This is a genomic window from Rhizobium johnstonii 3841 (genome assembly GCF_000009265.1).
Lineage (GTDB): Bacteria > Pseudomonadota > Alphaproteobacteria > Rhizobiales > Rhizobiaceae > Rhizobium > Rhizobium acaciae.
Genome location: NC_008378.1, coordinates 40,897 through 63,707 on the forward strand (window position 1 = coordinate 40,897; position 22,811 = coordinate 63,707).

Sequence of the window (22,811 nt, forward strand, 5' to 3'; positions counted from 1 at the left end):
ACGCAGCGAAAGCCCGGTGCCATCATGATGTTCCATGGCCGTGAAACGCTGCAAACCCGATAAGGTTGCCCGCGAAAGCAAGGATCATGTCTCGTCGGGAACGACGACCAATTTGCCCACGAAGTTCTTCGCCATGAAATCGGTCTGCGCGCGGTGGAATTCCGACAGCGGATAGACGCCGCCGACGAGAGGCCGGATTTTCCGGCTTTCGATATAGCCGACGATCCGGCGGAAGTCGGCGCGGCTTCCCTGGCTCGATCCGTGCAGTTCCAACTGCTTCAGGTACATGGTCCGCAAATCGAGCTGAACGACCGGGCCGGCGATGGCGCCGGCTGTCGTGTAGCGGCCTTCGGGGCGCAGGATCTTCAGGAGATCGTTGAACAGCGGTCCGCCGACGAGATCGGCGACGACATCGATCGGCTGGCCACGGCTGGCGGAATGGGCGGCTTCGACGAGATCGCCCTTGCCGCGGGTCACGACTGCTTCGGCGCCGATATCGAACATCGCCGCCTCCTTGCCGGGGCCGGCGACCGCGATCGGGATGGCGCTGCGGGCACGTGCGAGCTGGATGATCGCCGAGCCGACGCCACCCGAGGCGCCGGTCACCAGGACGCGTTCACCGGCGACAAGCCTTGCCCGTTCCAGCATACGCTCGCCGGTCAGATAGGCGCAGCAGAAGGTGGCGAGTTCGACGTCGGTCAGATCGGTTGCGACGACATGGGCGTTCTCGGCCGGCAGTGCCATGTATTCGGCATAACCGCCGTCGCGGCCATGGCCCATGTAATCGATGTCGGCGAGGCTGTCGTCGTCCCGGTTGTAGATTGAGAAGTCGACCATGACGCGCTCGCCGATGCGCGCCGGATTAACGCCGGCGCCGACGCCGACAATATGGCCGACCGTATCGGTGCCCTGGATGCGTGGGAATGTCAGTGTATTGCCTTGCCTGCGCCATGTGGAGACGGCAGACGGATCGTCCTCGGTGCCGTAGGCGCCTTGGCGGACCCAGACGTCGGTATTGTTCATGCCGCAGGCCGTGACGCGGATCAGCACCTCGCCGTCCGCAGGTCTCGGGACGGGCACCTCCCTGTCATAGACGAGCTTGTCCAACCCGCCATGGCCGGTGAGCAATACCGCCGCCATCTTTTCCGGGATCGTCATGTTGAGCTTCTTCCTCAGATGTTCTTGAAGACGGTTTCGATCGCATCCGCCGCGGCCTTGACCACGATGTCGGCCTCCTCGCGTGTCAGGCAGAGCGGCGGGGCGAAGCCGAGGATATCGCCCTGCGGCATGGCGCGGCCGATGACACCGCGTTCGAGAAGGGCGGAAGCAACCTGCGGGCCGATCTTGCGGCCGGCGTCGAAGAACGTGCGGTCGTCCTTGTCGTCGACGAATTCGACGGCCGCCATCAGCCCGTCGCCGCGGACTTCGCCGACGTTCCGGTGGCCGCTGACGGCTTTCTCCAGTTCCGAGCGGAAATAGGCGCCGGTCGTGCCGGCATTCTCGACAATCCCGAGTTCATCGATCAGTTCGAGATTGGCAATGCCTGCGGCAGCACAGATCGGATGGGCGGAATAGGTCCAGCCGTGACCGATCGCGCCCAGCTGATCGGAACCCTGCACCAGGACTTGCCAAATCTTGTTCGAAACGATTGTGCCGGAAAGGGGAGCGTAGGCCGAGGTCAGGCCCTTGGCGATGGTGATCACGTCCGGCTTCATATCGTAGTGATCCGAGCCGAACATCGTGCCGAGACGGCCGAAGCCGGTGACGACTTCATCGGCGACGAGCAGGATGTCATATTTGTCGAGCACGGTCTGGATCTTCTGCCAGTAGCTTTTCGGCGGCGGCACGATGCCGCCGGTGCCGAGAATGGGTTCGCCGATGAAGGCGGCGATCGTTTCCGGGCCTTCGGCGATGATCATCTCCTCGAGCTTGTCGGCGCAATATTGCGAGAACTGCTCCTCGCTCATCGACCGGTCGGGGCGGCGGAAATAATAGGGTGCTTCGGTGTGCAGCACGGGTGCGCGCGGCAGGTCGAAAGCGTTGTGAAAGAGCGCAAGGCCGGTGAGGCTGCCGGTCATGACGCCGGAGCCGTGATAACCGCGCCAGCGCGAGATGATCTTTTTCTTTTCCGGACGGCCGAGGATGTTGTTGTAGTACCAGATGAGCTTAATGTTGGTCTCGTTGGCATCCGAGCCGGAGAGACCGAAATAGACGCGACTCATGCCAGTGGGGGCGCGGTCGATAATCATCTTCGACAGCGTAATCGAAGCTTCCGTGCCGTGGCCGACATAGGCATGGTAATAGGCAAGGTTCTTTGCCTGCTCGGCGATCGCGTCGGCTATCTTCTGGCGGCCGTAGCCGACATTGACGCAGTAAAGACCGGCAAAGGCGTCGAGGCTTTTGCGGCCTGTCGTGTCGGTGATGTAGACGCCTTCGCCGCCGGCGACGACACGGGTCGGCGTCTCGCCGCGGGCATGCCCGCCCATATGGGTCGAGGGGTGGAAGAAGTGATCGCGGTCCCAGGCGGCGAGTTCGTTGCTTCTGTCGAGCATGTCGTAGCCTCTTTCTTGAAAATAGGGTCTCACTTGAAATGGGGTCAGGCGGCCGTATCGATGCAGAGATATTTGAGCTCGGTGAAGGCCTCGAGCCCATGGCGTGAACCTTCGCGGCCGAGACCCGACTGCTTCCAGCCGCCGAAGGGAATGGGAGCGCCGGTGATCTTCACCCGGTTGACCGCCACCATGCCGTATTCCAGTGCGCGGCCGAGGCGCATCTGGCGGGCGCCGTTCTCCGTGACGATATAGGCGACGAGGCCGTATTCGGTATCGTTGGCGCGGGCGATAACCTCGTCTTCCGTGTCGAAGGCGGCAATGGCCGCCACGGGCCCGAAAGTCTCCTCGCGCATGATCAGCGCATCCGCCGGCACATCGCTCAGCAGTGTCGGCTCATAGAAAAGCCGGCCGGCCTTGTGACGCCTGCCGCCGGTGACGAGCCGTGCGCCATGTCCCAGCGCGTCGGCGACCTGTTCCTCGACTTTGGCGACAGCGCGTTCATGCATCAGCGGTCCGATCTCGGCGCCATCCTCCAGCCCTGCACCAACCTTCAGTTCGGCAATGCGGTCTGCGAAGGCCTTGGTAAAGGCATCGGCGATGCGCCGCTGGACGAAAATGCGATTGGCGGCGAGGCAATCCTGGCCGGAGGTTGCAAACTTGGCGTTGACGGCGATCTCGACCGCCTTTTCGATATCGGCGTCGTCGAAGATGATCAGCGGGGCGTGGCCGCCGAGTTCCATCACCAGCCGCTTCAGGGTCGGCGCGCATTCGGCGGCGATCAGCCGTCCGATCCCGGTGGAGCCGGTGAAGCTCATGGCGCGTACGCGGGTGTCCGCACACATCCGTCCGACGATCGTTGCAGCATGGCCGGTGACAACGTTGAAGACGCCGGCGGGAACGCCGGCGCGCTCGCCAAGCTCGGCAAGAGCCAGTGCCGAAAGCGGCGTTTCGGAGGAGGGGTGGGCGACGACCGTGCAGCCGGCGGCCAGGGCCGCGGCAACCTTTCGGGTGAGCATGGCGGAGGGGAAATTCCAGGGCGTGACGATGCCGACGACGCCGAGCGCCTCGCGCCTGACGATCATTTCCGCGCCGGGCAGATGGCTGGTGACGCTTTCGGCGTTCAGCCGCTTGCCCTCCTCGGCATACCATTCAACGAAGGAGGCGGCGTAATCGATCTCGCCACGCGATTCCGCGATCGGCTTGCCCTGTTCGAGCGTCATGATCAGCGCCAGATCCTCCTTGGCCGCCAGCATCAGCTCAAACCATTTGCGCAGGATCGCCGCGCGGCCCTGCGGCAGCATTGCGCGCCAGGCGGCGCAAGCCTCCGACGCAGCATTGATCGCGACTGCCGTCTCATCGGCGCCAAGGCTTGCAACCCAGGCCAGCGTCGCCGCAGAGGCAGGATCGGTGACCTCGAAACTTTTCCCTGATTGGCCGGCGATCCACCGGCCGCCGACATAGGCCAGATCGCGCAGGAGATGACGGTCGGCGAGCCGCGACAGCGCGTCATGATAGGCGGGGCGGGCAAAAACGGCGGTCATGTCCAGTCTCCTCGTGGCGGTTGACGTCAGTCTTCCACGGGAGCGGGCGAGAGATTGTCTGTTGGCGGATGCGAAAAGAGAGAGATGGTCTAAAGGACGGCGGCCTGGCAGAGAGATTGTCTACGGCGCGCTCTGTTCTTCATCGGTGGCAGTGAAGGAAGAGACCGGAAGGACGGTGTCCTCCTTCACCGTCTTGGTGACGATGTAGGTGAAGTAGCGGTCGATGCCGAGTTCGCGGTCGAGAAGCCCGTCGACCAGCCGCTGATAGGCGTCGATATCGGGTGCGATGATCTTCAGGATATAATCGACGCCGCCGCCGACCGACCAGCAGGAGACGACCTCCGGGACTGCGCTGATGGCGCGCTCGAAGCGCTCGAAATCCGCCTGGCGATGGTTGGCGAGCGTCACTTCCATCATCACGCTGGCGACCGGCGCGATGCGCCGCGGCGCGATGCGTGCGTGATAGCCGGTGATGATCCCGGCCTTTTCGAGCTTGCGCAGCCGCATCCAGCATGGCGTCGGCGACAGGCCGGCCTTTTCGGCGAGCGCCAGTTTGGTGATGCGGCCGTCGCGCTGGACGGCGTCGAGAATGCGCAGGTCGATGGCGTCGAGCTTCATGGTGCTTTCTTTAGAAAGAATTCATTTCAAACGCAGGGAAAAGACAATGGGAGCGCATTTTGGCATTGTCAATTGAACTGATTTTCAGCAGTGTTGAAATCATGACAAAGTGGCGCCCCGATCCCTCGCAACTCCGCCGGCCGGCCTATCTCTCACTTGCCGAGCAGATCGCAAACGCGATCACGGATGGCAAGCTCATCGACGGCACCCAATTGCCGCCGCACCGCAAGATGGCGGATGATCTGCATCTCTCGGTGCAGACGGTCAGCCGCGCCTATGACGAGTTGATCCGCCGGGGGCTGATATCAGGCGAGATCGGACGCGGCAGCTTCGTCCAGACCAGACCGCGTGAGCCGGAGCCGCCCTATCTGCCGGAACGGCTGGGCGAGGTGATCGATCTGTCGATCCTGAAACCGGTCTGCGAGCAGATCCATTTGGAAAGGCTGCGGCAGGCCTTCGGCTGGCTTTCGGAAAACCTGCCTTCCAGCTCGGCGCTTTCATTCAGGCCGAATATGGTGTTTCCGCGCCACCGCGCGGTCGCCACGGAATGGCTGGCGCGCTGCGGGTTGGAGGTGTCGCCGCTGAACATCAGCGTGACGAATGGTGCGACATCGGGCATGACGGTGGCGCTGATGAGCGTCGCCCCGCCCGGCTCGACGGTTGCGACCGAAGCGATCAGCCATCATACGCTCGTTCCGCTCTCCACCTATCTCGGCCTGCACCTCGAAGGACTGGCGATCGACGAGGAGGGCATGATCCCCGAAGCGCTGGACGAGGCCTGCCGAAAGGGACCGATCCGGGCCATTTTCCTGCAGCCCTCGGTGATCAACCCGATGGCGGCGCTGATGAGCGCGGAGCGCAGGCAGGCGCTTGCCGCTGTGGCGGCCAAGCATGATATCGCGATCATCGAAAACGACATTCTCGGCCCGATGGTCGAGGGTCGTGCGCCGCCGATGGCCGCGTTTGCACCGGAGCGGACACTTTACGTCACGAGTTTCACGAAAATTACCGTTCCGGGCCTGCGGATCGGTTACCTCACCGCACCCGACCGCTATGTCGCCGCCGTCGCCAACCGGCATCTCGTCTCCAACTGGATGGCGACGCCTGCCATGGCCGAGATCGCCACCCGCTGGGTCAGCGACGGCACGGCGATGGAACTCGTCAACTGGCAGCGCCGTGCCCTTTTGAGCCGGCACGCGATCGCGGCGGAGATGCTGGCCGGCCTCAGCTACCGGGCGCATCCGCAAAGCCTGCACGTCTGGCTGCCGCTCTCCGGCAATCATACGGAGGACGGTTTCGTATCGCAGGCAAGGCTGCGCGGTGTGGCGATCGCGCCTGGCAAATCGTTCCACACCGCCGATCAGGGCTGGACGCCGGCCGTGCGCATCTCGCTTGGTTCGACGACGGAAAGCGAGTTGCGCACCGGGCTCGGCATTGTCGCCTCATTGGCGCAGGGAAATCCTGAAGAGCTGCTGCTTGCGATCTGATGCAGATGCCTTGCGTTTGAGCATGTGCAGAATAATTGTCATGATATTATTTTACGAATTGACATGATTTTGATGGGCCGTCATCGTTAGGACATTGCTTGTCTCAACAGGGAGAGACATGAATGCTTCCGCCCATCATCCGCATCGATAATATCGTCAAGAAATACGGCCCGCTGACCGTGCTCGACGGCCTGTCGATGAATGTCATGCCGGGCGAGAAGCTGGCGCTGATCGGGCCGTCCGGCTCCGGCAAGACGACGATCCTGCGCATTCTGATGACGCTGGAGACGATCAGCGGCGGCCATATCGAGGTCGACGGCGAACAGCTCTACCATATACCTGGTAGCAGTGGGCTGGTGCCGGCCGACGAACGGCATCTGCATCGCATGCGCGAAAAGATCGGCATGGTGTTTCAGCATTTCAATCTGTTCCCGCATAAATGCGTGCTCGACAACGTGACGCTGGCGCCGATGCTGACGAAGGGCATCAAGCGGCCCGTGGCGGAAAAGCGGGCGATGGAGCTTCTCGATATGGTCGGCTTGGCCGACAAGGCTAAAAGTGTCCCGGCGCAGCTTTCCGGCGGGCAGAAGCAGCGCGTTGCCATTGCGAGGGCGCTGGCGCTGTCGCCGAAGATCATGCTGTTCGACGAGGTGACCTCGGCGCTCGATCCGGAACTGGTCGAAGAGGTGCTGAACGTCATGCGGCGGCTCGCCTCCGAGACCGACATGACCATGCTTCTCGTCACCCATGAAATGGGCTTCGCCCATGATTTCGCCGACCGTGTGCTGTTCTTCGATCGCGGCAAGATCGTCGAGGAAGGCAAGCCGGGCGACATCTTTCGCAATCCGACGCAGGAGAGGACGCAGACCTTCCTGCGCAAGATCATTGCGGCGGGGCACCGCATCTGACCTCAGACATTGCCCGCAAGAACAAAACTCAAGGAAAATCAGAGGAGTTGGGAACGATGAAAACAGGATATTTTTTGTGCGCCGCCAGCCTGTCGGTGCTTCTGGTCACGGCGGTCGCCCCGGCGTCCGCCGCCGATGACAAGCTCGAGCAGCTGAAGGAGCAAGGCTTTGCGCGTATCGCCATCGCCAACGAGCCGCCGTTCACCGCTGTCGGCGCCGACGGCAAGGTGTCCGGCGCTGCCCCCGATGTGGCGCGCGCAATCTTCGAAAAGCTGGGCGTCAAGGAAGTGGTCGCCTCGATCTCGGAATATGGCGCAATGATCCCCGGCCTGCAGGCCGGCCGCCACGACGCGATCACCGCAGGCCTCTTCATGAAGCCTGAGCGCTGCAACGCCGTCGCCTATTCCGAACCGATCCTTTGCGACGCTGAAGCTTTCGCGCTCAAGAAGGGCAACCCACTGAAGCTGACGAGCTACAAGGACATCGCCGACAATCCGGACGCCAAGATCGGCGCGCCGGGCGGCGGCACCGAGGAGAAGCTGGCGCTCGAGGCCGGCGTGCCGCGCGACCGCGTCATCGTCGTTCCTGATGGCCAGAGCGGCATCAAGATGCTGCAGGACGGCCGCATCGACGTCTACTCGCTGCCGGTTCTGTCGATCCACGATCTGATGGCCAAGGCGAACGATCCGAACCTTGAAACCGTCGCACCCGTCGTCAATGCGCCGGTCTATTGCGATGGTGCGGCTTTCCGCAAGCAGGACGTTGCGCTCCGCGACGCCTTCGACGTCGAGCTGAAGAAGCTGAAGGAATCCGGCGAATTCGCCAAGATCATCGAGCCCTACGGCTTCTCGGCGAAGGCGGCGATGTCGACGAGCCGCGAAAAGCTCTGCGCTGCGGCGAAGTAACAAAGGGTAAGCAACCGGCCATGCCCCAGGCGTGGCCGGATCGCCCTCGAACGATCTCCCAAAGCGCGTCGCGATCTTTCAGATGCACTCCTCGCGCTTTAGGTCCTTGTTTTTACGCATGTCGTTATCGCAAAACCGCTGCACAGTTTTGTGCGACATGCTCTAGGAAGTGAGTTGCCGATGTCGGTATGGTCCGGCTATCTGACACTGATCCTTGAGGGCGCCCTGGTGACGCTCGAACTGACGATCATGGGGTCTGCGCTGGCGTTGGTGATGGCCTTCCTGGCGGGCCTCGGCCGCCTGTCGCGCTTCTTCGCCGTGCGGGCTCTGGCGACGGCCTATATCGAGTTCTTCCGCGGCACCTCGATCTTCGTCCAGCTCTTCTGGGTCTATTTCGTGCTGCCCTTCGCGGGCTTGACCCTGACGCCGCTGCAGGCGGGCGTGCTGGCGCTCGGGCTGAATGTCGGCGCCTATGCGGCGGAAGTGGTGCGCGGCGCCGTCAAGGCTGTCGGGCGCGAACAGTCGGAAGCCTGCATCGCGCTCAACCTTTCGCGATACCAGCGCATGCGCCACGTTATCCTGCCGCAGGCGCTGCCGCTGATGCTGCCGACCTTTTGCAACAATGCGATCGAACTCTTGAAGGGCACGGCCGTCGTGTCGCTGATCTCGCTGACGGATATGACGTTCCAGGCGCAGGTGGTGCGGGCGCAGACCGGCAATACGCTGGTGCCCTTCGCGACGATCCTCATCCTCTATTTTCTCATGGCCTCGGCGATCTCCGCGACGATGCGCTGGCTGGAGCGGCGGATGGCACGCAGCCTCGACGGCATAAGGACCTGATCAGATGGAATGGGATTGGGACTTCGTCTGGCAGATCATGCCGACCCTTCTCGAAGGGTTCAAGATCACTCTTCTCGCGACCATCCTCGGCGCTGCAGTCGCGATGATCGTCGGCCTGGCTCTCGCCATTGCACGACGATCACCGGTCGCTGGCGTGTCACGCACGGTCGGTTTCGTCTCGGAATTCATCCGCGGCACGCCATTGCTGGTGCAGCTCTACTTCATCTTCTACGTGCTGCCGGATATCGGCATCCGGCTGGCGCCGCTGGTCGCCGGCGTCATCGGCATGGGCATTCACTATGCGACCTATACCGCCGAGGTTTATCGCGCCGGCATCGAGAACGTGCCGCGCGGACAATGGGAGGCGGCGAAGGCCACCAATCTGTCGACGCGCCAGGCCTGGATCCACGTGATCCTGCCGCAGGCGATCCCGCCGATGATCCCGGCGCTCGCCAATTATTTCATCGCCATGTTCAAGGAGACGCCGCTGCTTTCGGCGATCACCGTGCTCGAACTCATGAACCAGGCAAAGAGCATCGCCAACAGCAATTACCGCTATATCGAGCCGATGACGCTGGTCGGCATCTTCTTCCTCGTCATCAGCCTGATTTCGGTGGTGGGATTACGCTGGCTTGAGGAACGCTACGCCAGGATGGATGACTGACCATGACCGTAGAGATTGAGATCATCACAGCCGGCCGGCCGCCGCGGCTGGAGGACCGGCCGCTGGAAAAGCGCATCGGCTTGGTCATCCTCGCGACGGACCACACGACGGAAGTCGACTTCCAGCGCATGGTCGCCAGCGATCGCCTCGGCGTCTATGTCAGCCGCATCCACTATGCCAATCCGGTCACGCCGGAAAACCTCTTGAGGATGCAGCCGTCGTTGACCGAAGGCGCGGCACTGATCCTGCCGGGCGAGACGCTCGATGCCATCGTCTATTCCTGCACCTCCGCCTCGGTCGTGATCGGCGACCGGAACATCGAGGCGGCGATCCATGCCGCCAAGCCCGGCGTTCCCGTCGTGACGCCGACGGCGGCCGCCGTGAAGGGTCTGAAGGCGCTTGGCGCCAGACGGATTTCGGTGCTGACGCCCTATACGATCGAGACCAGCCGGCCGATGGCGGATTATTTCGCGGATCTCGGCTTTGCGATCGACCGCTTCACCTGTCTCGGGCTGACCGATGACCGCGAGATGGCGCGGATCGCGCCGGACGAGATCCTTGCCTTCGCGCGCCAGGCGCTGGCGCCGCACTCGGACGCGCTGTTTATCTCCTGCACGGCGGTGCGGGCAGCAGAGGTCGCGGCCCGGATCGAGGCTGAAATCGGCAAGCCAGTCGTCACTAGCAATCTCGCGACCGCCTGGGCTTGCCTGCGGCTTTGCGGCGATGATCTGGCGCGGCCCGAACTCGGTCAATTGATGACCAAGCCCTATCGGGAAGGCTGAGATCATGGTGAGCACCTTGCCCGTTTCGCTGGAGGATATCCGCGCTGCGGCGCGCCGGATTGCCGGCCGCGTGATCGGCACACCGATGGTGCAGTCCTTTTCCCTTGGCGAATTGGCCGGCGTACCTGTCCATCTCAAGCTCGAACATCATCAGACGACCGGCAGCTTCAAGCTGCGCGGCGCGACCAATGCGGTGCTCTCCTTGTCGCCGGCCGAGCGCTCGCGCGGCGTCGTCGCGGCCTCGACCGGAAATCACGGCCGTGCGCTTGCCTATGCGGCAAAGGCGGAAGGGGCGGTTGCGACCATCTGCATGTCGCGGCTGGTGCCGGACAACAAGGTTTCGGAAAGCCGCCGCCTCGGTGCCGATGTCCGCATCGTCGGCGGATCGCAGGACGAGGCGCAGCAGGAAGTCGAGCGGCTGGTTCGCGAGGAGGGGCTGGTGATGGTCCCGCCCTTCGACCATCCTGATGTCGTGGCCGGGCAGGGGACGCTGGGGCTCGAAATCATCGACATCTTGCCGGAGGCGGCAATCGTGCTGGTGCCGCTCTCGGGCGGCGGCCTTGCGGCCGGCGTTGCCGCTGCGGTCAAAGGCATCAGTCCGACGACCAAAGTGATCGGCCTGACGATGGAGAAGGGCGCCGCGATGAAGGCGAGCCTCGATGCCGGACGGCCGGTGCAGGTCGAGGAGGTATCGAGCCTTGCCGACTCGCTCGGCGGCGGCATCGGCCTCGACAATCGCGTGACCTTTGCCATGTGCCGCGAACTTCTCGACGACGTCATCCTGCTGACGGAGGTGGAAATCGCCGTGGGCATGCGCCATGCCTATGCCTGCGAACGCCAGATCGTCGAGGGCGCTGGCGCGGTCGGCATTGCAGCGTTGCTTGCCGGGAAGATTGTGGGGAACGGCCCCATCGTCGCGATCCTGTCCGGGGCGAATGTCGACATGGAGCAGCATCGGCGGGTGATCAATGGCAAGGCGGCACTCTGCGGCGAGGAGAGACCATGAGCCGGATGATCATTCTGACGGAAGCGGAACTGAGGAAAGTCATCGCGCTTGATCGCGATACGGTTGATTGCGTCGAGGCCGCTTTCGCAGCGCTTGCGACCAAGGCCGTCGCCATGCCGCCGATCCTGCGGCTCGACATTCCGGAATATCGGGGCGAAGTCGATGTGAAGACCGCCTATGTGCCTGGCATCGAGGGCTTCGCGATCAAGATCAGCCCCGGTTTCTTCGACAATCCTAAGATCGGCCTGCCGAGCACAAACGGCATGATGGTGCTGCTGTCGAGCCGAACCGGACTGGTGCAGGCCTTATTGCTGGACAATGGCTATCTCACCGACGTGCGCACCGCAGCAGCGGGCGCCGTCGCGGCAAAACATCTGTCGCGAGAAAGTGCATCCGTGGCTGCGATCTTCGGCGCCGGCATGCAGGCGCGGCTGCAGCTTGAAGCACTGACGCTGGTCCGGCCGATCCGCGAAGCGAGGATATGGGCGCGCGATGCTGCCAAGGCGCAAAGCGTGGCAGCGGAATTGGCCGGAAAGCTCGGGTTTCCCATCACGGCCACATCGGACGCCAGAGGCGCGGTGATCGGCGCTGATCTCATCGTCACCACCACGCCGTCGGAAATCCCGATCATCGAGGCCGGGTGGCTCGAACCCGGACAGCATCTGACGGCCATGGGCTCGGATGCCGAACACAAGAACGAGATCGACCCGGCCGCCATCGCGGCGGCCGACCTCTACGTCGCCGACAGCTTGAAGCAGACGCGGCGTCTCGGCGAGTTGCATCACGCAATCGACGCCGGCCTGGTCGCAGGCGATGCGGTCTTTGCCGAGCTCGGCCAGATCGTCGCCGGCCGGACGCCAGGGCGGACGCGCAACGACCAGATCACCATCGCGGACCTGACTGGAACCGGCATCCAGGACACCGCCATCGCCACGCTCGCCTTTGCCCGCGCCGGCGCGGTGAAGGCCGGGACCGCATTCGAAAGCTGACCGGCGCGGCGCCGGAAGAGAAGGGAAGAAACATGACCCAGCCCAAACTCAAATTCTCGCTCGGCGAATATGCCGCGCGGCTGGAAAAGACACGGCGTGCCATGGAGGCGAAGGGTGTCGACCTGCTGATCGTCAGCGACCCGTCGAACATGGCCTGGTTGACCGGTTATGACGGCTGGTCCTTCTACGTGCACCAGGCGGTGATCGTGCCGCCGCAGGGCGAGCCGATCTGGTTCGGCCGCGGCCAGGATGCCAATGGCGCCAAGTTCACCGCCTATCTGAAACACGACAACATCGTCGGTTATCCCGATCACTATGTGCAGTCGACCGAGCGCCACCCGATGGACTACCTTTCGGGCATCCTGACCGAGCGCGGCTTCGGCAAGCTGACGATCGGCGTCGAGATGGACAATTACTGGTTTTCGGCGGCGGCCTTTGCGGCGCTGCAGAAGCACTTGCCGAATGCGCGTTTCGTCGACGCGACCGCCCTCGTCAACTGGCAGCGAGCCGTCAAAAGCGAGACCGAGATCGGCTACATGCGCAATGCCGCCCGTATCGTCGAGGCGATGCACGCCCGCATCTTCGACAAGATCGAGGTCGGCATGCGCAAGTGCGATCTGGTCGCGGAAATCTATGATGCCGGCACCCGCGGCGTCGACGGCATTGGCGGTGATTATCCGGCGATCGTGCCGCTGCTGCCGTCCGGCGTCGAAGCATCCGCACCGCACCTGACCTGGGACGACCGACCGCTGAAGAAAGGCGAGGGCACCTTCTTCGAGATCGCCGGCTGCTACAACCGCTATCATCTGCCGCTGTCGCGCACCGTCTTCCTCGGCAAGCCGACGCAGGCCTTCCTCGATGCCGAAAAAGCGACGCTGGAGGGCATGGAAGCCGGTCTTGCGGTCGCCAGACCTGGCAATAGCTGTGAGGATATCGCCAACGCCTTCTTCGCGGTGCTGAAGAAATACGGCATCGTCAAGGACAACCGCACGGGTTACCCGATCGGCCTTTCCTATCCGCCGGACTGGGGCGAGCGCACCATGAGCCTGCGACCGGGCGATCGGACGGAGCTGAAGCCCGGTATGACCTTCCATTTCATGACCGGCCTCTGGCTCGAAGACATGGGCTTCGAGACGACCGAGAGCATCCTCATCACCGACAGCGGTGTCGAGTGCTTCGCGAACGTGCCGCGCAGACTGATGGTCAAGGATTGAGGCTGTCATGACAGAGATTGGCTTGCGGCCGTCGCCGATCAGCGCGACGGTCAATTTCGCCGCCGAGGGCGTCCAGCACGGATTCCTGCGCCTGCCTTACAGCCGCGACGATTCCGCCTGGGGATCGGTGATGGTGCCGATAACCGTCATCAGGAACGGCAAGGGGCCAACGGCCCTTCTGACCGGCGGTAATCACGGCGACGAGTATGAAGGACCGATCGCGCTCTTCGATCTTGCCCGCTCACTGAAGGCCGAAGAGGTGAAAGGCACTGTCATCATCGTGCCGGCCATGAATTATCCGGCATTCCAAGCGGGAACCAGGACCTCGCCGATCGACAGGGGCAATATGAACCGCAGCTTCCCGGGTCGGCCGGACGGCACGGTGACCGAGAAGATCGCCGACTATTTCAGCCGTGTGCTTCTTCCGATGGCGGATCTCGTCCTCGACTTCCATTCCGGCGGCAAGACGCTCGATTTTCTGCCATTCTGCGCGGCCCACATCCTGCCGAACAAACAACAGGAGACAAAAGCCTTCGAATTCGTGACGGCCTTTGCCGCTCCCTATTCGATGAAAATGCTGGAGATCGATGCGGTCGGGATGTACGACACCGCGGCCGAGGAGATGGGCAAGGTCTTCATCACCACGGAACTCGGCGGCGGCGGCACCGCCACGGCCAAAAGTGCGGCGATTGCCAAGCGCGGCACCATGAACGTGCTGCGCCACGCAGGGATCGTCGCCGGCGCCGTCGATCCCGGTTCAACGACCTGGCTCGACATGCCGGATGGCCGCTGCTTCTCCTTCGCAGAGGAGGGCGGGCTGATCGAACCTGTCATTGATCTCAGCGAAGCCGTCACAGCCGATGCCGTCATCGCGCGCATCTATCCGACCGGGCGGACCGGGTTGGCCCCCCGCGAGATCCGCGCCGGCATGAACGGCATTCTTTGTGCCCGGCATTTCCCAGGGCTGGTCAAGGCTGGTGACTGCGTTGCCGTCGTGGCGATCGTTACGGGCTGAGGTGATTGGACAGGCAGAGGCGGGATCCGTTTCGACTGCTGCCTCAAGCAGCTTTTTGCGCCCTTGACGTGCTGGCTCCCGCATCGACCTGAAAGCGGTTGACGACCCCCTCCAGTGTCTGTGTCTGGCTACCGAGGGCGCGGCAGGCCGAGGCAGTTTCGACCGCCATGGCTGCGTTGCGCTGGGTGACCTGATCGAGCGCGTTGACGGAGGCGTTGATCTCGCCGATCGCTACCGCCTGCTCGGAAGACACCGAAACGATGCGGGCGATCAGGCCGGCAACTTGCTCGACCTGCCCTTCGATTTCCAGGAGCGCCTTGCCGGTTCGGTTGACGAGCTCCACACCGGTGGAGACCTGCGCCGAGGAGGTGGAGATCAGAGATCTGATCTCCTTGGCGGCGTTGGCCGAGCGCATGGCTAGTTCGCGCACTTCCTGCGCGACGACGGCAAAACCCTTGCCTGCTTCGCCGGCGCGCGCTGCTTCAACCCCGGCATTGAGCGCCAGAAGATTGGTCTGGAAGGCGATTTCATCGATGACATTGACGATGTCGCCGATCTGGGAGGACGAACCTTCGATCCTTTCCATGGCGGCGATGGCTTCGCGAACGACGGCTGCCGAATGTTCGGCGCTGGTGCGGGTCTCGGCCATCATGCCCGTCGCCCTGCCGGCATGGTCGGAGGCATCCTTGGCCTTAATATTCATTTCATCGAGCGCGGCTGTCGCCTCTTCGAGCATTGCGGCCTGCTGTTCCGTGCGCGACGCAAGACTGTCGGCTGCATCGGTGATGCCGGCCGAGGAACTGCCCACTTGCTTGGAGGTCTGGGCGATCTCCGCCATCGAAGCGCAAAGCGCGTCCATACTGTCGTTGAACTTCGCGCGCAAAGTCTCGTAGGCGGCGGCGAAGGGTGTCTTGATCCGGCAATCGAGATTGCCGGTCGACAGCTGTTCCAGGCCGTATGTCAACCGATCGATCACCGTTTCGCGGATCTGCTCCTCTGCGGCCCTTTCGGCCAGCTGGCTGCGTTCGCGCTCAAATTCCGCATCGCGAAGTGCGGTCTCGCGCTTCTGCGCCTCCTGCCGCTCGAGCGCGTTGCGGCGGAATACCGCCACAGCCTTGGACATGGCTCCGATCTCGTCGGACCGGTTGGCGTAGGGAACTTCGGTCGAAAAGTCGCCTTCGGCAAGGTTGCCCATATAGGCCTTCATGCCATCGAGCGGCACGATTGCTCGGCGGCGCAGGAGATAGAGCCCCACCAGCAACAGCCCGAACGAACCGAGACCCGCAGCACCCGCATAGATCGTCCAGGTGACGATCTCCGAGGCTGCATTGCGCTCCTCGCCCTTCAGGAAGGCGTCGGAATTGGCAACGAGTTTCTCGACCGCATCCTGGTGCGAATGAAAGGCGACGCGCAGTTGCTCGATCGCACCATGCGCCTTGTCTTCATCCCTGGCATTCAGGGCCGGGATGATCTCACGGTTCATCACCCCCCAGAATGTATCGCCCTTGGCGATGACATCGTTTTCAAGCTCGTCCTTCAAAGCCTGCGGCAGCCGGGTGGTTTTCCAATAGGCGCGGCGGTCGTCGTAGGCGGCCTTGAGATTTGCGATCTTGGCAAGATTGGTTTCGGTGAGCTCGGGAAATTTGCTCGCCTCGAAGGACAGCATGTAGGATTCCACCACAAACAGTGGCGGCGGCAGAATATCGGCGATCAAATCCTTGCCGTAGACGACCTGCTCGTAAACCGGCCCGTTGACTTTCAGCCGTTCGAGCGCCGATTGCTGCAAACCGATCGACATGAAAAGGCCGGCTGAAACGGCGACACCAAACGCCACCAAACTACGAGCAATGGTAAGTGCCAAGACTGCCTCCAAATAACTTTTGGCCTCTCTGCTTCGAGATGCCTGATCTACGTATGGCATTATTTCGCAAGAACACTGAGATATGGTTAATTCTTTTGGCATCGGAACAAAGTAGGGGTCGTGAATACTTGTGGTATCCAGCCATCAGTTGCCATCTTGATGGCTGGCAGGCTGATGTATATACAGATGAAAGGAGACCGACATGGCTGAACCTCAACTTTCCGTGCGCAGCGCGAAGGCACGCGATCTTGCGCATCGGCTTGCCCGGCGCGAAAATCGCTCAATAGCTGACATCGTTGAGCGGGCTCTGGAATCGTATGAAATACGGGAAGCCGGCCGCGAGGCAGCCACGACCTTCTATGCTCGTCTTTTGCAGCAAAGTGGCACGGATATCGACCTTGAATCAGTTATCAAAGAGGACAGGCAGGAGCACAAGGGCATCGAACTTTGATCTTTCTCGATACCAACGTCATATCGGAAACCCTAAAAAAGTCGCCCGACGAGGCCGTGATTGCATGGCTGGTCCGTCATGATGCAGAATTGGCGTTACCGACGGTGACAATTGCGGAAATAGCTTTTGGTATCCAGAAGATCCGCGATCAGCGAGCCGAACGCCTCGAACAGGGGCTGTCCGACTGGCGCCGTCGCTTCGCGGACCGGATTTTCGGTCTGACCGAAGAGGCAGCTCTTGCTTATGGCGACATTATGGGCCTTGCTGCTCGTCAAGGGCGTGGAATGTCGGCTCCGGATGGCATGATAGCCGCTATTGCGCGGGTTAATGGCGGTCGACTTGCGACGCGAGACCTGGGGGACTTTGCGACCACAGGCCTTGAGCTGATTTCACCATGGCAATTTTGAATTCCCGAAACATGCTTGGCGCTCGTAGCTGAGAGGCCTTTCAAGCCAAGCGCAGGAGCTTTTCGTTCAGGCCGCTGATCTCGCGCAGGAGCTCGACCAATCTGTCCGTGTTTTCCTGGCTGAGCCGGCCCGTTCCGCCGCTGCTGTTCCAAAGATCTTGAAATTCTTGGCTCATGGTGCGTGCGCTGCTCATAATTTCGATGATTTGAGCGCGGTTTTCCCAGGTTGCAACGATGGTCGGTTCGTCCATCTCCAGCGACATGTCCGGTTCGCGTTCCAGCAAAAACAATTCCTGATTCCTCTTGGGCGATGACGGTTCGGTTCGGATGGCGCCATCCAGCCTACCGGATGGGCCATTCCTACGATGACTCAGGAACATGGGTTTGACAGTGTCGGAACGATTGAAAATCAAACGATTGGCTAGCGGGTGTGGGGCGGACCCGTTAGCCAATCGGCAAACCCTCCCTGGAATCACCCGAAGCAGAATTCGCATGAACAATAAATGGGAAAATTTCCCATTTGTCAACATGCGGCGACAGCGTTTTCAGCGCGGACCCGGGCCTGGGCCCGGTGGCGGCGGCCCAGGCGGCGGGCCGTCCTGCGGTGGCGGTCCGCCTCTATCCGGAGCGGGAAAATCTCGGTCCGGCCCGCCTCTGCCGAAGGGCGAACGATCGGGCGGCGGTCGATCCGAAGGTCCTCCTGGACGTCGCGAACCGAAGCCGTCCGGAATGCGCCCGTCGGGAAAGCCGGTCATTCTGCTTGAGTCCCGCACGCCGACATCGACGAAGCCATGACCATCAGGAGATGGCGGCCCCGAGCCGAAAGGCGCGGACCCTCCGGGTCCCGCGCCCGGCCGGTCCTTATCGGTCGGCCGGAAGGTCTCGACGTTGACGATGCCGTGTTTCAAGCCCGGCACGAGGGGTTCAGCCTGAATGCGCGTGATGATCAATCGATCGGCGACGGCCTTGAGACGCACGAGCGTTTGCTTGCCGGCCAGGTATCCATGCGTGCTTCCAAGCGAAAGACCGCCGATCAGGACGCGATTGCTGCTCTTGACGGGGATGCCTCGAACATGGGCGCCTTCGGAAACGGAGCGAGGCTCGATGCGCCGGGCAATGATCGTACCGTCAGGTTTGCGGATGCCGAACACGGCGACCCGCTTGCCCTTGCGCAGGCCCTTCGTCGCGACACCCGTCGTGTCGATCGTTTGCCCCAGTACGGTCATGCCGGTCTTGTTTATCCGGTCGATGCGGCCCTGGACTTCGCTGGCGATGGTGATGCGGGCGGCAAGCTTGCCCGTCAGCAGCACCCGGGCGACATGGCCGACCTTCATCGCGCTCGCGCGAACGCGTCGGCCGTCGATTTCGATCGGTGTCGTCGCACTGAACGGGATGTGGATGTTGTTGACGATGATGCTTCCAAAACCCTGGATGGTTCCAACGATGCCCGTCCCGCCGATGCCGTGATCTTCGTTCTCCCCGCCGCCCTGGATGGAAAGTCCAGATCCGCCGATGCCATGATCGCTGGTGCCCGTCGGCTGCGCGGCGGCAATCTTGGGCCCTAGAACCTGAAGCGCTATTCCGGCCAGCAGAAATTGCCTTCTCGAGATGGCCGACGGGGTCATTCGTCCGTCTCCGTCTTGGATGCGGTGTCTGCCTGAAGATCGGCCTCGCCCTCCTCGGTCATGACATAGAGCCCGGCGATCCAGCGGCTGTTGCCGCCGGGGTCGTCCTTGATGGCCTGATGGGCGATCTTGTTGAGTTTCAGGAGCAGCGCCATTCCTTCCGCGCGCGCGATCTCGTCGAGCCGGGCCGCCAGAACGGGCGATATCCCGTCATAATGGACGGCGCGTTCGAAGTTCGGAGGAGGCTCGTTCATCAGGTTCATGACCGACGCCTGCACATGGTCACGGAGGTTGCGGGTAAAATAATGCCGGCGGGCCTCGTCGCCGGCATTGGGGACGATCGATGAGAGATCGAGCTGGATCCAGCCGTTCTGATCGACAACGACGATGCCTTTGTCCAGCCAGTCGTCCAGGATGGAGCGGGGGTGGACGTCCTTGGTGATGTCGCTCACCAGGCTCTCGAATGACGGACCGCCGTCGCTGGAGGTCCGGGGCAGGGCACTCGGCCGATCCTCCGCATCGCAATAAAACGGATCGGCAAGCCATCTGGCGAGAATGCGGCTCGTCTGCGAAACGCCGGTGGTCAGGAAGGATGCCGCAAGCACCTGTCCGCGCAGCCGGTTGACGTCCTTGCGGTGAATGCCGGTCAGGAGCGAGATGCGGCTATCCGTCTGGCTCTTGTTCGGCAGCGCGAATTCCTTCTCTGCGACCTCGATATAAAGGCGGCGAAGAACGGTCGAAAAAGCGATGAAGTTGAAGCCGGAGGCGAGTGCGAGCTTGACCAGCGGGCGAAGCACGCGGATCAGCATGGCCTGCAAGGTCTCTTCGGAGAAGGGTAGCTTCGTGCGCGGCTTCGACATCAAGAACACACTCGGTCTCTGAAAGACCATTGCCGGCAGACCTTCGGCAATCGTCCTCAGTCTCCCCTATGGGAAAGTCCAGACTGCCGCAACGGAGAAGCCCTACGCAAGACCAGCTTATGCCATGATTGCTGGCGGCGCGGCCGTGATCGCGCCACCATTGGGAAAGCATTTTGCGTCTTCTGTCAATGCGTTACGGGATGCGGTTCGGGTGACAGCACTGCGCCGTGGCGCCAGTCGATCAGCCGGTCGATGCGTGCAATCTTGTGGAAAACCTCGAAAACGTCGAATGACGTACCTTTCTCGACGTGGGCTGCCAGCAACTCGCAAAGCTCGAATATTTCAGGGGGCGTAGCGGTCATCTCGACGCCGTCATCCGTGAAGACACCCGATCGCGGCCATGCCCGCGTCTGTTGCTCGTCGAGTTTGCTGCCGACGAAGGGGATCGTATCGATGATGCCGGAGGCAAGCGCGAAGGCCGCCTCCGCCACGATTTCGGAACACGTCGTGTTGGGCTCCTTCGTGAGAGCCGGTATTTGCAACTGCTTGAATTCCCGCATTTTTCAATCCGTCAGAGATAGTTGACCAGGCTCAGGCTCTGGAGTTTCGAAACGAGCGTGTAGGCCGTTTCCAATTGCGTCTGCAGTTGGTTGACGAGCGTCGAGGCTTCATAGGTATCTACGCCCTGGAGATCGACGAGGTTTCCCTGAAGCAGAGTGGATTGAGCGTCGAGCGCGTCATTTGCCTTTTCGAGCCGTTCCTGGGCGAGGCCGAGTTCGCTTTGCTGCGTCACGATCCCGGAGGTCGCCTGCGCCGCATAGGCGATCGCCTTGGATGCGACGGTACTCTGCGCGTCGGAGCTGAGATCCTGGCCGAAGAGAGCGGAGACGACGACGGAGGCGAGCGCCAGATAACGCATGCCTTCGGAATTGGCGTTGGTCGACGAGGTGATGGTTTCCGATCCGCTGATCCGGCTCGTCATGTTGGTGCTGGAAGCGGCCGACCAGCCTTCGGAAGCGTCCGTCCAGGCGCTCTCGGAGAACATCGGCTCGACCGTGTCGGTGATGAAGCTGCCGATTTCCTCGCCCGTCAATTCGCTGACGTCTTTTCCGAGACCGGTTGCATAATCGTTCAGAGCCGAAACGATCGTATCCGAGACCGCCGAGGATTGATCGCTCAGAGGCTGGCTGTCGAGGTTCGTTCCGCCGAACAGGAACTCGCCATTGACCGACGTGTTTGCCGTCGAGACCAGCTGCGAAATCGTGGCGCTCGCCGTCTGCAAGGCAACGGCGATGCTCGTCGTATCCTGGCTCGCCTGGAGTGCGGTCAGGTTCGAGACCAGGCTGTCGCCGGCATCCTTGAGGCTCGAAAGGGCGGTTTGCGATGCGTTCATGCGCAATTCGACGACGGCATTACTCATCTTGAAAGAGGCGGCCTGCGCGATAGCACTGGTGAGATTGATCGACTTTGCAGCGCCGGCGCCGAGGGATACGCCGCTATCGGCGTAGGTTCCTGTGGTCGCTTCCGTCGAGGCCTGCTGCAGCTTGTTTTGGGACTGGCTGATGGTGAGCCGCAAAACATTCTGCATCGCCGATGATGAGACAAAAGATGCTTTCATGACTAGCTCGCTATGTCGAGGAGCGACTGGAACATCTCGTCGATGACGTTCAGGATCTTTGTCGCCGCTTTGTAGGATTGTTCGATGTCGAGAAGCAGTGTCAGTTCCTCGTCGAGGTTGACGCCGGTTTCGTTGGAATAGGCCTCGTCGGAGCGCGACAAGGCGGCAGCCGTGGTTTCGGAGGCCGAGGTGGCGTCGCTTCGATATTGCTCGAGCCAGCCGATGGAGGCGCTGGCGTAGTCCGTCAGGCTTTGCGACGTCGAGAGACCGGCGTCGGAAGAGAACGAGCGCTGTTCCGTCAGCGCCTCATACAGGGCGTCGAGATTGTCCGAGAAGCCGCTGTCTCCCGAGGTGTTGAGATCGGTGATCCCGCTGATGGAGCCATCGCGCAGCTTTGTCGCATCGCCGCCCTCGCTGGTGACGACGGCCAGATTGACCGAGATGGTGGAGGCGATCCCTGTCGCATCGTCGGAAGCAGCAGGTGTTGCCCCGGTTGCGCCTGACGCCGTCGTCCAGACGAAAAGTCCCGGCGCGCTCGTGCTGCCGTCTGTTTCCGAGAAGATCTGGACGAGCGATTTGGCGATCTCGTCGAGTTGAGCCTGGAATGTCGGGGCGATCTCGTCGCGAAGCTGCAGCAGTGCCTGCAGGCTGCCCGAGGCACTCGTCGTCGATCCCTCGCCGGCGTCGAGCGCAACGCCGTCGATATAGATGGAATTGCCTTCCGTTCCCGCGACGTAAGTCGCTGTCGGCGCGAAGGTGACGGTGCGGGGTATGGTCTCGAACAGCACGGTGCCATCAGAGGTGTAGAGCGCCATATCGTTATTGTCGCGCACGGTGGAAGTGACGCCGACGATCGAGGAGATCTGCTTCAGGAGCTTTTCACGCTCGTCGAGAGCCGAGGATGTATCGGTACCGGTCGATGTCGCCAGCTTGACCGCATTGTTGGCCGCCTCGAACTGCGACAGCAGTGTATTCAGGGTTGAGACCTGTGTGGCGATCTCCGCATCCGCCTCGGCTCTGATCGACTGGACGCCGTCGCTTGCGGTATTTAGCGAATTGGCGAGATCCTGCGCGGCGGTCACGGCCGATTGCGCGGCGGTCGTGCTGCTCGGCGACGTGCCGAATGTCTGGAGCGCCTGCTGGAATGCCGTGAGATAGGTACTCGGCGAGGTCTCGTAGTCATTGCCGCCCACCAGCGACTTCAGGCTTTCGAGACCCGTCACCAGCGTCTGCTGGGCGCTGTCCTTGGCATTCGTTTGCAGATACTGGGCAAGCAGCGCAGTTTCCTGCGCCCGGCTGATGCTGACGACCTGGGCGCCGGAAAGAGATGTCGTAACCGACGCCTCCCGTCTCACATAGTCGGAATTTCCGACATTGGCGATATTCGTCGAGATGACGCTGCTTTGCTGGCCCGTAGTGTTGAAAATACTTTGCACGTTGTTCAATGCGGAGGTGAGCGACATGCCGGC

23 protein-coding genes are annotated in these 22,811 nt (G+C 62.1%); 12 read left to right on the plus strand and 11 right to left on the minus strand.

Going from position 1 to position 22,811, the window contains the following annotated elements:
- Positions 1-84: 84 nt before the first annotated feature.
- From RL_RS33145 to RL_RS33160, 4 genes are all read right to left on the minus strand, one after another.
- Positions 85-1,158, minus strand: a complete 1,074-nt coding sequence (locus tag RL_RS33145) for an alcohol dehydrogenase family protein (protein WP_011648838.1) — start codon at positions 1,156-1,158, stop codon at positions 85-87.
- 14 nt (positions 1,159-1,172) lie between these two features.
- Positions 1,173-2,552 carry an aspartate aminotransferase family protein gene (locus RL_RS33150; protein ID WP_041936976.1) on the minus strand — a complete coding sequence of 460 codons (1,380 nt, stop codon included), beginning with the start codon at positions 2,550-2,552 and terminating at the stop codon, positions 1,173-1,175.
- A gap of 44 nt (positions 2,553-2,596) precedes the next feature.
- On the minus strand, positions 2,597-4,093 hold the full coding sequence (locus tag RL_RS33155) for an NAD-dependent succinate-semialdehyde dehydrogenase (protein ID WP_011648840.1): 1,497 nt from the start codon (positions 4,091-4,093) through the stop codon (positions 2,597-2,599).
- Positions 4,094-4,213: 120 nt separating this feature from the next.
- Positions 4,214-4,711 carry an Lrp/AsnC family transcriptional regulator gene (locus RL_RS33160; RefSeq protein WP_011648841.1) on the minus strand — a complete coding sequence of 166 codons (498 nt, stop codon included), beginning with the start codon at positions 4,709-4,711 and terminating at the stop codon, positions 4,214-4,216.
- 101 nt (positions 4,712-4,812) lie between these two features.
- On the opposite strand from RL_RS33160, the gene RL_RS33165 reads away from it, so the two are divergent.
- From RL_RS33165 to doeB, 10 genes are all read left to right on the plus strand, one after another.
- Positions 4,813-6,198: a PLP-dependent aminotransferase family protein gene (locus tag RL_RS33165; protein WP_011648842.1), complete on the plus strand. Its 1,386-nt coding sequence runs from the start codon at positions 4,813-4,815 to the stop codon at positions 6,196-6,198.
- A 122-nt stretch (positions 6,199-6,320) separates the two neighbouring features.
- Positions 6,321-7,106: an ectoine/hydroxyectoine ABC transporter ATP-binding protein EhuA gene (ehuA, locus tag RL_RS33170; RefSeq protein WP_011648843.1), complete on the plus strand. Its 786-nt coding sequence runs from the start codon at positions 6,321-6,323 to the stop codon at positions 7,104-7,106.
- A gap of 56 nt (positions 7,107-7,162) precedes the next feature.
- Complete coding sequence (ehuB, locus tag RL_RS33175; protein WP_011648844.1) at positions 7,163-8,011, plus strand: ectoine/hydroxyectoine ABC transporter substrate-binding protein EhuB; 849 nt, start codon at positions 7,163-7,165, stop codon at positions 8,009-8,011.
- A gap of 180 nt (positions 8,012-8,191) precedes the next feature.
- A complete protein-coding gene (gene ehuC, locus RL_RS33180; protein WP_003550191.1) occupies positions 8,192-8,851 on the plus strand; it encodes an ectoine/hydroxyectoine ABC transporter permease subunit EhuC in 660 nt (219 codons plus the stop codon).
- A 4-nt stretch (positions 8,852-8,855) separates the two neighbouring features.
- Positions 8,856-9,515 carry an ectoine/hydroxyectoine ABC transporter permease subunit EhuD gene (gene ehuD / locus RL_RS33185; RefSeq protein WP_011648846.1) on the plus strand — a complete coding sequence of 220 codons (660 nt, stop codon included), beginning with the start codon at positions 8,856-8,858 and terminating at the stop codon, positions 9,513-9,515.
- Positions 9,516-9,517: 2 nt separating this feature from the next.
- Complete coding sequence (gene eutA / locus RL_RS33190) at positions 9,518-10,297, plus strand: ectoine utilization protein EutA (RefSeq protein ID WP_011648847.1); 780 nt, start codon at positions 9,518-9,520, stop codon at positions 10,295-10,297.
- A 4-nt stretch (positions 10,298-10,301) separates the two neighbouring features.
- A complete protein-coding gene (gene eutB / locus RL_RS33195) occupies positions 10,302-11,303 on the plus strand; it encodes a hydroxyectoine utilization dehydratase EutB (protein WP_011648848.1) in 1,002 nt (333 codons plus the stop codon).
- Positions 11,300-12,292, plus strand: coding sequence for an ectoine utilization protein EutC (gene eutC, locus RL_RS33200; RefSeq protein WP_011648849.1), 993 nt, complete (start codon positions 11,300-11,302; stop codon positions 12,290-12,292). The genes eutB and eutC overlap by 4 nt, the downstream gene beginning before the upstream one ends.
- Before the next feature lie 32 nt (positions 12,293-12,324).
- Positions 12,325-13,506, plus strand: a complete 1,182-nt coding sequence (gene doeA / locus RL_RS33205; RefSeq protein WP_011648850.1) for an ectoine hydrolase DoeA — start codon at positions 12,325-12,327, stop codon at positions 13,504-13,506.
- Between the two features lie 7 nt (positions 13,507-13,513).
- The gene (doeB, locus tag RL_RS33210) at positions 13,514-14,521 is read left to right on the plus strand and encodes a N(2)-acetyl-L-2,4-diaminobutanoate deacetylase DoeB (protein WP_011648851.1); all 1,008 of its coding nucleotides are present in this window, start codon (positions 13,514-13,516) and stop codon (positions 14,519-14,521) included.
- Between the two features lie 43 nt (positions 14,522-14,564).
- On the opposite strand, the gene RL_RS33215 is transcribed toward doeB, so the two are convergent.
- Entirely contained in the window at positions 14,565-16,382 is a 1,818-nt protein-coding gene (locus RL_RS33215; RefSeq protein ID WP_041936978.1) for a methyl-accepting chemotaxis protein, read from the minus strand.
- Positions 16,383-16,584: 202 nt separating this feature from the next.
- Here RL_RS33215 and RL_RS33220 point away from each other — a divergent pair, with 202 nt between their 5' ends.
- Positions 16,585-16,833, plus strand: coding sequence for a type II toxin-antitoxin system VapB family antitoxin (locus RL_RS33220; protein ID WP_028742565.1), 249 nt, complete (start codon positions 16,585-16,587; stop codon positions 16,831-16,833).
- The gene (locus tag RL_RS33225; RefSeq protein ID WP_011648853.1) at positions 16,830-17,240 is read left to right on the plus strand and encodes a type II toxin-antitoxin system VapC family toxin; all 411 of its coding nucleotides are present in this window, start codon (positions 16,830-16,832) and stop codon (positions 17,238-17,240) included. The genes RL_RS33220 and RL_RS33225 overlap by 4 nt, the downstream gene beginning before the upstream one ends.
- Before the next feature lie 40 nt (positions 17,241-17,280).
- Here RL_RS33225 and RL_RS33230 read toward each other — a convergent pair whose 3' ends face one another.
- The 6 genes from RL_RS33230 to flgK form a co-directional block, all read right to left on the minus strand.
- Complete coding sequence (locus RL_RS33230) at positions 17,281-17,529, minus strand: hypothetical protein (RefSeq protein ID WP_028742563.1); 249 nt, start codon at positions 17,527-17,529, stop codon at positions 17,281-17,283.
- 255 nt (positions 17,530-17,784) lie between these two features.
- Entirely contained in the window at positions 17,785-18,864 is a 1,080-nt protein-coding gene (locus RL_RS33235; protein ID WP_011648855.1) for a DUF5666 domain-containing protein, read from the minus strand.
- On the minus strand, positions 18,861-19,754 hold the full coding sequence (locus RL_RS33240; protein ID WP_011648856.1) for a DUF6502 family protein: 894 nt from the start codon (positions 19,752-19,754) through the stop codon (positions 18,861-18,863). Before RL_RS33240 ends, RL_RS33235 begins: the two co-directional genes overlap by 4 nt.
- A 155-nt stretch (positions 19,755-19,909) precedes the next feature.
- A complete protein-coding gene (locus RL_RS33245) occupies positions 19,910-20,284 on the minus strand; it encodes a DnaT-like ssDNA-binding protein (protein WP_011648857.1) in 375 nt (124 codons plus the stop codon).
- Positions 20,285-20,295: 11 nt separating this feature from the next.
- On the minus strand, positions 20,296-21,342 hold the full coding sequence (locus RL_RS33250; RefSeq protein ID WP_011648858.1) for a flagellar hook-associated family protein: 1,047 nt from the start codon (positions 21,340-21,342) through the stop codon (positions 20,296-20,298).
- Positions 21,343-21,344: 2 nt separating this feature from the next.
- Positions 21,345-22,805, minus strand: coding sequence for a flagellar hook-associated protein FlgK (flgK, locus tag RL_RS33255; protein WP_011648859.1), 1,461 nt, complete (start codon positions 22,803-22,805; stop codon positions 21,345-21,347).
- Between the last annotated feature and the right edge of the window lie 6 nt (positions 22,806-22,811).